We start from the raw sequence: 10,841 nt of genomic DNA, 5'->3' as shown, positions 1-10,841 counted from the left end.
GTTGTGGTTGAGCATCCGGGCCTCTTCTTGGGCCAGGACGACAACCCGTCGCGCTCGGTCGGTGAACCGCTCGAACATGCCCTCGTGCTCCTCACGTGCCGTGCGCACTCGATCTTGGTGGTCAAGACTCTCGGCGGGGCCGGATACGCAAGCGCCCGGGACGGGCGTCCGCGCCTCTTTACTCTATCGCCGCGGACCGACTCGGCTGACCTCGTGTGTCTCCGCCGGTGGCCCGGTACGCGTCGTTTTGCCCAACCATCCACGCTCAACCGGTGTTCCGGGCATGGTGCCTGTACGCGCAGAGCGAAATTCGAGCACGAGCCGTGGGCCGCCGGGAGCACCCTACGGAGCCCTTCCGGCACCGGACGGGCACCCCGTAGCCGCCGTCCACAGGCTGTGGACAACGCATCCACCGGCTGTGGACAACGTTCGGCCCGACCGCATCGTCCCACCAGACGACCGCGCCGGCCCGGAGACGCGCTCCGAACCGGCGTGGCGAACGACCCTGGTCTCAGTGACCGGCCTTGGAGTGGTACTCGTCGACGATCTCCTGCGGGATCCGGCCCCGGTCCGAGATCTCCTTGCCGGCCTTGCGGGCCCAGGCCCGGATGGCCTTGTTCTGCTCGCGGTCCGCCGTCGCGCTGCCCCGGCCCCGGGCGGCACGCCCTCCGACGACCACGCCACCGCGTCCCACCTTCGACCCACCGGAGATGAACGGAGCGAATGCCTCACGCAATTTCTCGGCGTTCGAAGTCGACAGGTCGATCTCGTACTGAACGCCGTCGAGCGCGAACTTGACAGTCTCGTCCGCGTCCCCGCCGTCCAGGTCATCGACCAGCCTCTGAATGATCTGCTTGGCCACGTCCCACATTCCTTTCGAGCAGGGTTCGGTGCACCTGCCAGTTACCAGAGCACAATAGCCCGTCAGCTGCTTGTTGCGTCAATAGGATCGGGTATCCCGGCGGAAAGTTCCCTGTCGACTACTCGGGGCGAACCAAGGGGAACAAGATGGTTTCCCGAATTCCCAGGCCGGTCAGCGCCATCAGGAGCCGGTCGATTCCCATTCCCATGCCACCCGCCGGCGGCATTCCGTACTCCATCGCCCGGAGAAAGTCCTCGTCGAGCCGCATCGCCTCGTCGTCGCCACGGGCGCCCAGTTGCGCCTGCGCGACCAGCCGCTCCCGCTGCACCACCGGGTCGACCAGCTCCGAGTACGCGGTGGCCAGCTCGACCCCGCGCACGTACAGGTCCCACTTCTCGGCCAGCCCGGGCTCCTCGCGGTGCCCACGGGTCAGCGGACTGGTCTCCTCCGGGTAGTCCCGCACGAAGGTCGGCGCCACCAGACCGGGCACGACCAACTCCTCGAACAGTTCCTCGACCAACTTGCCCGACCCCCACTTGGGGTCCACGGTGAGGCCCACCTTGTCCGCGTACTCGACCAGGCGGGTGTGCTCGGTGCGTACCGTGACCTCCTCACCGAGCGCCTCGGAAAGCACGCCGAACAGGCTCACCGAACGCCACTCACCACCGAGGTCGAACTTCTGGCCGTCGGCGTGGGTGACCACCGTCGACCCGGCGACCGCCACCGCCGCCTGTTGCACGAGATTGCGGGTCAGTTCGGCCATCGTGTTGTAGTCGCCGTACGCCTGGTACACCTCCAGCATCGCGAACTCGGGCGAGTGCGAAGAGTCGATGCCCTCATTACGGAAGTTGCGGTTGATCTCGAAGACTCGCTCGACACCGCCGACCACGGCGCGCTTGAGAAACAGTTCCGGCGCGATTCGTAGATAAAGATCGGTGTCGAGTGCATTGCTGTGGGTCACGAAAGGCCGGGCCGTCGCGCCACCGTGCAGCAACTGCAACATCGGGGTCTCCACCTCGAGGAAACCCGTGTCGTGCAGGGAGTCGCGAAGGCTGCGGACCGCCGTCGCCCGGGTGCGTACCATCTGGCGGGCCTGCGGGCGCACGATCAGGTCGACGTAGCGCTGCCGGACCCGCGCCTCCTCGCTGAGCGGCTTGTGCGCCACCGGCAGCGGGCGCAGCGCCTTGGCGGTGGTCACCCACTCCTGCGCCAGCACCGACAACTCGCCCCGACGGCTGCTGATCACCTCGCCGGTGACCCCGACGAGGTCACCGAGGTCGACCAGCCGCTTCCAGTCCTCCAGCCGCTCGGGGCCGACCCGGTCCAGCGAGAGCATCGCCTGGAGTTCGGTGCCGTCGCCGTCGCGCAGCGTGGCGAAACAGAGCTTGCCGGTGTTCCGCACGAAAATCACCCGTCCGGTGACCGACACCTGGTCGCCGGTGGCGGTGTCCGTCGGCAGGTCGGCGTAGCGCTCCCGCACCTGGGCCAGCGTGCTGGTCCGGTGGAAGCTGACCGGGTACGGCTCGACGCCGTCGGCGAGCATCCGGTCCCGCTTCTCCCGGCGGACCTTCATCTGCTCGGGAAGGTCGTCGGCGGGGTCGACTGGCACGGGGCTCTGCTGGGTCACGGCACGCTTCCTCAGTGGGAGATTTCGGGCGAGGTCAGGCCCGAGCGTACTCAAGCGCTCCGGCGGCCGTCGCCGGATAGCCTGCCGGTCATGACGCACCCCACCGGGGCCCGCTCGTTCGGTCCGGCGGCGGCCGACTACGACCGGTACCGACCCCGCTATCCGCAGGCCGCGCTGCGCTGGGCGCTGGACGGACCGGCCCGGCCCGCCCGGGTGGTCGACCTGGCGGCCGGCACCGGCATCCTCAGCCGTGGCCTGCTGGCCCTCGGGCACCAGGTGACAGCCGTCGAGCCCGACCCCGACATGCGCGCCCACCTGGTCGCCACCACCCCGGGAGTACGCGCCCAGGCCGGCGCGGCGGAGGCGATGCCGTTCCCCGACGGGTACGCCGACGCCGTCCTCGCCGGCCAGGCGTACCACTGGTTCGACCGGGAGCCGGCGCACGCCGAGATCGCCCGGGTGCTACGCCCCGGCGGGATCTTCGCCCCGATCTGGAACCTCCGCGACGAGCGCGTCGACTGGGTCACCGAGCTGAGCCGGATCGCCGAGATCGGGGACACCGTCGACCACCTGCGCCAGACCGTCACCGACTTCGGCGACGCCTTCGCCCCACCCGAGTGGGCCGAGTTCCCCCACACCACCACGCTGACCCGCGACGAATTGCTGGGCCTGGTCCGGACCCGCTCCCACTACCTGACCGCCGCCCCCACCAGACAGGCCGAGGTCGACCACCAGGTCCGCCACCTCCTGAACACCCACCCCGCCCTGGCCGCCCAAGATCTCATAACTCTCCCCTACCGCACCCTCACCGCCCGCACCCACAAACCCTGACCCACCCACCAGACGAGCCCCCACCCCGACCCATCCCAGAGCCCGACCCCCAGGTCGACGTTGCCGCCCGTCCAAGCCCAACACCTGACGCCCGCGCCCACCCACCCCACCGAACGGACACACCGCCCCCACCCCACCGAACGGACACACCGCCCCCACCCCAGCCGACCACCCCACCGGAACGGATGACGCCGACCCCGCGAGGGTTTCCGGGCCGCCCGACCGGCGCAGGGATCAAGCCTGACCGCCCGGAGCCGGTCGGGCGGCCCGGAAACCCCACCCGCAAGAACCGAAAAACAGAAAAGCGTCAGACGTTCCGCTCGTACACCATGCGCAACCCGATCAACGTGATCATCGGCTCGTGGTGCGTGATCGTCCGGCACTCGTTGAGCACCAGCGACGCCAGTCCACCGGTGGCGATGACCGCCTTCAGCTCGCCCATCTCGGCGGCCATCCGCTCGACGATCCGGTCCACCTGTCCGGCGAAGCCGAAGTAGAGCCCGGCCTGGAGGCACTCGACCGTGTTCTTGCCGATCACCGACCGGGGCCTGGTCGCCTCGACCTTGCGCAGTTGGGCGGCGCGGGCGGCGAGCGCGTCGAAGGAGATCTCGATGCCGGGCGCGAACGCGCCTCCGAGGAACTCTCCCCGACCGCTGATCACGTCGAAGTTGGTGGTGGTGCCGAAGTCGACCACGATCGACGGTCCGCCGTAGAGGGTGTAGGCCGCGAGCGTGTTGACCACCCGGTCGGAGCCGACCTCCTTGGGGTTGTCGATGGCGAGCTGCACACCGGTGCGGACGCCCGGCTCCACGATGACGCTCGGCAGGTCCGCGTAGTAGCGGGTCAGCATGGTCCGCAGCGAACGCAGGGCGGCCGGGACGGTCGAGCAGGCGGCCACCCCGGTGATCTCGACGGCGTCCCCGGCGAGCAGCCCCCGGAACATCAGGCCCAGCTCGTCGGCGGTGGATCGGGCGTCGGTCTTGATCCGCCAGTTGTGCACCAGCTTGTCACCGTCGAAGGTCGCCAGGACGGTGTTGGTGTTCCCGATGTCGATGCAGAGCAGCACGCACGAAGCCTAGACGGGTTCAGTCCGTGCGCAGGTCCAGGGCGATGTCCAGGATCGGTGAGGAGTGGGTGAGCGCGCCGACGGAGAGGAAGTCGACGCCGGTGGCACCCACCTCGGCGGCGTCGGCGAGGGTGAGCCCGCCGGTCGCCTCCAACTCGGCCCGGTCGCCCACGGCCGCCACCACCGCGCGCAGTGTCGCCGGGGGCATGTTGTCCAGCAGCAGGAAGGCCGCGCCGGCCTCCACCGCCTCCACCGCCTCGTCGAGGGTGTCCACCTCCACCTGCACCGGTACGTCCGGGAACGCCTCCCGGACCCGGCGGTAGGCGGCGGCGATGCCACCGGCGGCGAACTTGTGGTTGTCCTTGACCATGGCGACGTCGTGCAGGCCCATCCGCTTGTTCGTGCCGCCGCCGGCGCGGACCGCATACTTCTCCAGCGTGCGCAGGCCGGGCGTGGTCTTGCGGGTGTCCAGGACCATCGCCTTGCTGCCGGCCAGGGCGTCCGCCCAGGCCCGGGTGTGGGTGGCGACGCCGGACATCCGGCAGAGCAGGTTCAGCGCCGTGCGCTCGGCCGTGAGCAGCACGCGGGTCGGGCCGGTGACCGTGGCGAGCACGTCGCCTCGGGCCACCCGCTCGCCGTCGCGGGCCACCAACGACACCTCGACCGTACGTCCCGTCCCGGTCACCTCGCCGGCCAGCTCGAACACGGCGGCGGCGACGGCCAGCCCGGCGACCACCCCGTCGGCCCGGGCGACCAGGTCGGCGGTGTCGGTCTGGGTGGCCGGGATGGTGGCGACACTGGTGACGTCGAGCAGGTCCGGGCCGAGGTCCTCGACCAGGGCCGTCTCGACGATCCGGCGGACCTGCGCCGGGTCGAGACCGTTCTCGTGCAGCAGCCGTGCCGTGTCCGCCATCAGCTCTCCTCCCACCGGGTCGTCAACCGGCCCTGCGCGCCCACCGCGCCGACCAGGTGTCCCTGCCATCGCTCGTCGGTCGTCCCATAGTCCTCCCGCCAGTGGCAGCCACGGGTCTCCTGCCGCGCGTACGCGGCGGCGACCAGCGCGGCGGCCACCGTGAGCAGGTTCGTCGCCTCCCAGTCGGCGGTACGCGGGGTGCCTCGGCCGGTGCCCAGCTCGACCAGTTCGGCGGCGGTCGCGGCGAGCGTGCCGGCGGAGCGGAGCACACCGGCGCCCCGGGTCATCGCCGCCTGCAGCGTCGGGGTCGTGGCCGCCGGCGCCACCCAGCCGGTGCCGCCGCGCCACGCTCCGGTCTCCGCCGGGCGGGCCTGCTCGGGCAGACCGGATGCGATGTCGTCGGCGATCCGCCGGGAGAAGACCAGCCCCTCCAGCAGCGAGTTGCTGGCCAGCCGGTTGGCGCCGTGCACTCCGGTGCAGGCGACCTCGCCGCAGGCGTACAGGCCGGGGATGGAGGTCCGGCCGCGCAGGTCGGTGCGTACCCCGCCGGAGGCGTAGTGGGCGGCCGGCGCGACCGGGATCAGGTCGACCCCCGGGTCGACGCCGATGGCCAGGCACGAGGCGACGATGGTGGGGAATCGTCGGGCCAGGAAGTCCCCGCCGAGGTGCCGGGCGTCGAGGTGGACGTGGTCCTCGCCGGTGGCCAGCAGGACCCGGTGGATGCCCTTGGCCACCACGTCCCGGGGGGCCAGCTCGGCGAGTTCGTGCTGGCCGAGCATGAACCGCTTACCGTCGGCGTCCACCAGGTACGCGCCCTCGCCGCGCAGCGCCTCGGAGACCAGCGGCTGCTGGGCGTGCCCGGCACCGGGGACCCGGGCGGCCGGCGGCACGATCAGCGCGGTCGGGTGGAACTGCACGAACTCCACGTCGGTGACGGCCGCGCCGGCCCGCATGGCCAACGCCACGCCGTCGCCGGTGGAGACGGCGGGATTGGTGGTCGCCGCGAAGATCTGCCCCATCCCGCCGGTGGCCAGCACCACGGCGCGGCCCAGGATGGCGCCGACACCGTCCTCACTGCCCTCGCCGAGCACGTGCAGGGTGATGCCGCACGCCGGACCGAGCCCGTCCGGCCCGTCGCCGGGGGCGCGGAGCAGGTCCAGCACCAACGCGTGCTCGACCAGCCGGATCCACGGGTCGCGGCGTACCGACTCGTGCAGGGCACGCTGGACCTCGGCACCGGTCGCGTCGCCGCCGGCGTGCACGATCCGGTCGGCGCGGTGCCCGCCCTCGCGGGTGAGCATCAGCGAGCCGTCCGGGTGGCGGTCGAACTCGGCACCGATCCGCATCAGCTCGCGCAGTCGGGTCGGCCCCTCCTCGACCAGTACCCGCACGGCCGCCGGGTCGCAGAGGCCGACACCGGCGATCTCGGTGTCCGAGGCGTGCATGGCCGGGGTGTCCGCCGGGTCGAGGACCGCCGCGATGCCACCCTGGGCCCAGCGGGTCGAACCCTCGTCGATGTTGACCTTGGTGACCACCGTGACGTGGAGACCGGCCTGGCGCAGGTGCAGCGCGGCGGTCAGTCCGGCCACCCCGGAGCCGACCACGATCACGTCGGTGGTCTCCACCCAGCCGGGCGCCGGAGCGGCCAGCAGGCTCGGCAACGTGGGCAGGCCGACGGTCGGTAGCTCCATGCCCCCAGTCAACCCGAATGCTTCTCGGCTCGGACGGCGGGGGCCGGACGAGTGGTTCCGGCTACTTCGTCCGGACCGGCAGGCCGGCTGGGCCGACGCCCTTGAGCGACCCGGTCACCTTGCGGTCGCCGAGCCACAGGTAGCAGCGCACTCCCCGGTCCCCGGCCCGCCACCGACCGGCCCCGGGTGGCCGGACCACCAGGTCGCTGCGGAAGACCAGGTACGCGTCGTCCGGTACGCCCGCGTAGCGCGCGATCACCGAACGGCAGCCCTCGTAGAACGGCGCCCACTGGGCGCTGCGCGTCGGGTACGCCCGCTCGGGCGACTGCCACACCCCGACGAACTCGGCGTCGTGGCGCGTGGCGCAGTCCACCGCGACCAGGGTCTGCACCACCCTGTTCCGGTCGATACGCGTCTGCTGGCAGCCCAGCCGCAGCGGCGACGGCGTCCGGAGCGCGTCCCGCAGCGAGCCGGTACGCAGCACCACCGTGGCCGCCGCCTCGGTCGTGGTGACCTCCATCAGGTCGCAGCGGTACCAGCGCGAACCGGCGGCCCAGCCCGGCTCGGACGGCACCGCCACGGCCAGTCGCAGCCGACCGGCCCGCCAGTTGTCGCCGACGAAGCCACTGGCCCGCTTGTCGCACTCGGCGAAGGCGGTACGCAGCTCGGCGGAGCCCACGGCGGGCGGCGCGGCACGCTCGGCCGGCAGCGCACCGACGTGCACCGTCTCCACCCGGTGCGGCTGCGCGCAGTCCACCGGCGCGTACGCGGCCAGCGAGACCGTGGGGGTGAACTCGGGCTCGTGGCAGACCTCGGCGGCCGGGGTGAACGGACCCGGCGGCGGCAGGGCGCCCCAGTCGTCGGTCAGGTCACCGTCGAGCCCACCGGACCCGCTGCAGCCCACCAACAGGGCCGCCACGGCGAAGGCCGCGACCAGGCTTCTCGTCGCACGCTGCATGACGCCGCCCCCCCCCCCCCAGCCAGCGACCGTCTCCCGACGGCGCCCCAAGGGTAACCAAAAATGACCTTCCGGTGACAGACCGGATTCCCCGGCCTGGGTGTGAGGAAGGGACCCTTCCTATACACGAGGCGTTAGTAGGGGACCCTTCCTTACACCGTGAGCGGGTTGGGGACGGGTGCGCCGGCGGTGCCGGGAGCGGCGGTCGCCGGGTCGGCGTCCAGCTCGACGATCCGGTTCTCGGCGTCCACGTGGACCACCCGGGGGTGGTACACCCGCGCCTCGGCGTCGTCCATCTGCCCGTACGAGATCAGGATCACCAGGTCGCCCGGGTGCACCAGGTGGGCGGCGGCGCCGTTGATGCCGATCACGCCGCTGCCCCGCCGCCCCGGGATCACGTACGTCTCCAGCCGGGCGCCGTTGGTGATGTCCACGATCGCCACCTGCTCGCCGGGCAGCAGGTCGGCGGCGTCGAGCAGGTCCTCGTCGACGGTCACCGAACCGACGTAGTGCAGGTCCGCCTGGGTGACGGTGGCTCGGTGGATCTTCGACTTGAGCATGGTGCGGTACATCGGGAACGCCTTTCGCGAGCTGCGGGGTCAGGAGGTCGGGGCGAGCCGGACCGGAGCGTTGTCGATCAGCCGGGTCTCGCCCACCCAGGCCGCGACGAGCAGCCGGGCCGGACCCTCGACCGGGCCGGGCGCCAGGTCGGGATCGGTGAGCACCAGGTAGTCCAGCCGGACACCGGCGGCCTCGGCGCCGAAGGCCGCGTGCGCGGCGGTCAGCACCGCACCGGCGTCCCCGCCCGCCTCGGCGGCGTCGGCACCGGCGCGCAGCGCCCGCGACAGGCTCAGCGCCGCCGTCCGCTCCGGGGCGGAGAGATACCGGTTGCGGCTGGACAGCGCCAACCCGTCCGACTCCCGGACCGTCGGCACGCCGACCACCTCCACCGGCACGTCCAGGTCCCGGCACATCCGCCGGACCAGGGTCACCTGCTGGTAGTCCTTCTCGCCGAAAAAGGTCAGATCCGGCCGGGTGATCTGGAGCAGCTTCATCACCACGGTGAGCACCCCGTGGAAGAACCCGGGCCGGCTGAGCCCCTCCAGGTCCTCGCCGAGCGGCCCCGGATCGACCCGGATCGTCGGCTGGCCGCCGGGGTACATGTCCGTCACCGAGGGCGCGAAGACCAGGTCGGCCCCGGCCCGCCGACACACCTCAAGATCACTTTCCAGCGTACGCGGATAGCGGTCGAAGTCCTCGTTCGGCCCGAACTGCAACGGGTTCACGAAGACCGTCACGATCACGTGGTCGGCGCGGTCCCGGGCGGCCCTGATCAGCGTCTCGTGCCCGGCGTGCAGCGCCCCCATGGTCATCACCACCCCCACCGTCCCGGTGAGAGCGGACCGCGCCCGGGCCAGGTCGCCCCGGCTGTGCACCAGTTCCGTCATCTCGTCCACCCTCCCTGACCTCTGCCGGACCGCCCCGCCGCCCGACGTCACACCGCCACTCCGGTCTGGTCCCGACCGAGCACGCCGAGCAGCGACTCGGCGTCCACCGGGCGCAGCCGACCGGCAGCCACCGCCCGGTCGGCGGTTCGCCGGGCCAGCGCCAGGTACGCGCCGACCGACTCGGGCGCGGTGGCTGCGAGCACGGCCAGGTGACGCTCGACGGTCCCCGCGTCGCCCCGCGACACCGGGCCGGTCAACGCGTCGTCGCCCAGCCGCAGCGCGTTCTCCAGGGCGGCCCGCAACAGCGGGGCCAGCACCTTCTCGGGCCGCCCCACCCCGGCGTCCCGCAGTCGGTCGGCCGCCTCGTTGACCAGGGTCACCAGGTGGTTCGCGCCGTGCGCCAGCGCCGCGTGGTACAGCGGCCGGTCGGCCTCCCCGATCCACTCGGGCACCCCGCCCAGATCCGTCACCAACCGGGCGGCCAGCGGCCGAAGCTCGGCCGGGGCGGTCACGCCGTACGAGATGCCGGGCAGCCGACCGAGGTCGTCCGGCGTACCGGTGAAGGTCATCGCGGGATGCAGCGCCAGCGGACGGGCGCCGACCCGAACCGCCGGTGCCAGTACGGACAGGCCGTGCGCGCCGGAGGTGTGCGCGACCACCTGGCCCGGATGCAACGCGCCGTCGGCAGCCAACGCGGCGACCACCCCGGCGAGCGCGTCGTCCGGTACGGCGATCAGCAGCAGGTCGGCGGCGGACCGGGCGACCGCCTCGGCGGGCCGACAGTCGGCGGCCGGCAGCAGCAACGCCAGCCGGGCCTGGGAGGCCCCGGAACGCCCGGTGGCGGCGACCACATGGTGCCCGGCGGCGGCGAGCGCGGCACCCAGGGTGGCACCGACCCGGCCAGTGCCGATGACGCCGACGGTGAGCACGGCACGGTTGGCGACCTGGGCCGACGGCCCGGTCGCGGGCCGCCGAAGGGCGGCCGGATGGTGGCGCAGCGGTGCGCTCATGTCACGATCCAGTCCTCGAGATGGGGTACCGGTCGGGGCAAGTATGCGTCGCTGACACGGATCTCAAACAAGGATGTGTGAAATCGTTCACCGGCACCGAGGAGGTACCCCGATGTCGATGCCTTGGCGGGCCGCGATGCAGCAGGCGCTCTACGGGCCTTCGGGCTTCTTCGTCTCCGGTGCCGGGCCGGCGGCGCACTTCCGCACCAGCGTGCACGCCTCCCCGGTCTTCGCCTCGGCGCTGCTCCGGTTGATCCACCACCTCGACGCGGTCCTCGGCTTTCCAGAGCGGTTCGACGTGGTGGACGTGGGGGCGGGGCGGGGTGAGCTGCTTTGTTCCTTGTCTTCTTGGGTTGCGGTGGGGGTTTCCGGGGAGCCCACCCGCTCCGGGCGGTCAGGCTTGATCCCTGCGCGGGTGGGCTCCCCCGGAAAACC

At 72.1% G+C, this 10,841-nt stretch carries 10 protein-coding genes and 1 pseudogene; 2 read left to right on the top strand and 9 right to left on the bottom strand.

Features of this window, described 5'->3' with window-relative positions:
- Window positions 1–511: 511 nt before the first annotated feature.
- Together ACWDVW_RS32165 and lysS are read right to left on the bottom strand one after the other, a co-directional pair.
- The gene (locus ACWDVW_RS32165) at window positions 512–862 is read right to left on the bottom strand and encodes a histone-like nucleoid-structuring protein Lsr2 (RefSeq protein ID WP_449956629.1); all 351 of its coding nucleotides are present in this window, start codon (window positions 860–862) and stop codon (window positions 512–514) included.
- Window positions 863–980: 118 nt separating this feature from the next.
- Window positions 981–2,489 (bottom strand): lysine--tRNA ligase, encoded by a 1,509-nt coding sequence (lysS, locus tag ACWDVW_RS32160; protein ID WP_449956626.1) that lies wholly within the window; start codon window positions 2,487–2,489, stop codon window positions 981–983.
- Window positions 2,490–2,579: 90 nt separating this feature from the next.
- Here lysS and ACWDVW_RS32155 point away from each other — a divergent pair, with 90 nt between their 5' ends.
- The gene (locus ACWDVW_RS32155; protein WP_449956623.1) at window positions 2,580–3,320 is read left to right on the top strand and encodes a class I SAM-dependent methyltransferase; all 741 of its coding nucleotides are present in this window, start codon (window positions 2,580–2,582) and stop codon (window positions 3,318–3,320) included.
- A gap of 307 nt (window positions 3,321–3,627) precedes the next feature.
- Here ACWDVW_RS32155 and ACWDVW_RS32150 read toward each other — a convergent pair whose 3' ends face one another.
- The 7 genes from ACWDVW_RS32150 to ACWDVW_RS32120 all read right to left on the bottom strand — a co-directional run bounded on the left by ACWDVW_RS32150 (window position 3,628) and on the right by ACWDVW_RS32120 (window position 10,406).
- Window positions 3,628–4,386: a type III pantothenate kinase gene (locus ACWDVW_RS32150; protein ID WP_350700682.1), complete on the bottom strand. Its 759-nt coding sequence runs from the start codon at window positions 4,384–4,386 to the stop codon at window positions 3,628–3,630.
- 19 nt (window positions 4,387–4,405) lie between these two features.
- Entirely contained in the window at window positions 4,406–5,299 is an 894-nt protein-coding gene (gene nadC, locus ACWDVW_RS32145; RefSeq protein ID WP_449956619.1) for a carboxylating nicotinate-nucleotide diphosphorylase, read from the bottom strand.
- Window positions 5,299–6,990, bottom strand: a complete 1,692-nt coding sequence (locus ACWDVW_RS32140) for an L-aspartate oxidase (RefSeq protein ID WP_449956616.1) — start codon at window positions 6,988–6,990, stop codon at window positions 5,299–5,301. The genes nadC and ACWDVW_RS32140 overlap by 1 nt, the downstream gene beginning before the upstream one ends.
- Window positions 6,991–7,051: 61 nt before the next feature.
- On the bottom strand, window positions 7,052–7,948 hold the full coding sequence (locus tag ACWDVW_RS32135; protein WP_449956613.1) for a septum formation family protein: 897 nt from the start codon (window positions 7,946–7,948) through the stop codon (window positions 7,052–7,054).
- A 152-nt stretch (window positions 7,949–8,100) separates the two neighbouring features.
- Window positions 8,101–8,520 (bottom strand): aspartate 1-decarboxylase, encoded by a 420-nt coding sequence (gene panD, locus ACWDVW_RS32130; protein ID WP_449956610.1) that lies wholly within the window; start codon window positions 8,518–8,520, stop codon window positions 8,101–8,103.
- Between the two features lie 27 nt (window positions 8,521–8,547).
- Entirely contained in the window at window positions 8,548–9,396 is an 849-nt protein-coding gene (gene panC, locus ACWDVW_RS32125) for a pantoate--beta-alanine ligase (RefSeq protein ID WP_449956607.1), read from the bottom strand.
- A 47-nt stretch (window positions 9,397–9,443) separates the two neighbouring features.
- Window positions 9,444–10,406, bottom strand: coding sequence for a Rossmann-like and DUF2520 domain-containing protein (locus ACWDVW_RS32120; protein WP_449956604.1), 963 nt, complete (start codon window positions 10,404–10,406; stop codon window positions 9,444–9,446).
- A gap of 112 nt (window positions 10,407–10,518) precedes the next feature.
- On the opposite strand from ACWDVW_RS32120, the pseudogene ACWDVW_RS32115 reads away from it, so the two are divergent.
- Window positions 10,519–10,841: pseudogene (locus tag ACWDVW_RS32115) on the top strand (SAM-dependent methyltransferase); the annotation flags it as partial.

The sequence above is a fragment of the Micromonospora sp. NPDC003241 genome, assembly GCF_053589795.1.
This window is presented reverse-complemented; position numbering and strand designations above follow the sequence as displayed.

Coding starts and splice junctions, on each gene's coding strand:
- ACWDVW_RS32135 (WP_449956613.1), bottom strand. CDS start 7,948: ATGCAGCGTGCGACGAGAAGCCTGGTCGCGGCCTTCGCCGTGGCGGCC.
- panC (WP_449956607.1), bottom strand. CDS start 9,396: ATGACGGAACTGGTGCACAGCCGGGGCGACCTGGCCCGGGCGCGGTCC.
- ACWDVW_RS32155 (WP_449956623.1), top strand. CDS start 2,580: ATGACGCACCCCACCGGGGCCCGCTCGTTCGGTCCGGCGGCGGCCGAC.
- panD (WP_449956610.1), bottom strand. CDS start 8,520: ATGTACCGCACCATGCTCAAGTCGAAGATCCACCGAGCCACCGTCACC.
- ACWDVW_RS32120 (WP_449956604.1), bottom strand. CDS start 10,406: ATGAGCGCACCGCTGCGCCACCATCCGGCCGCCCTTCGGCGGCCCGCG.
- nadC (WP_449956619.1), bottom strand. CDS start 5,299: ATGGCGGACACGGCACGGCTGCTGCACGAGAACGGTCTCGACCCGGCG.
- ACWDVW_RS32140 (WP_449956616.1), bottom strand. CDS start 6,990: ATGGAGCTACCGACCGTCGGCCTGCCCACGTTGCCGAGCCTGCTGGCC.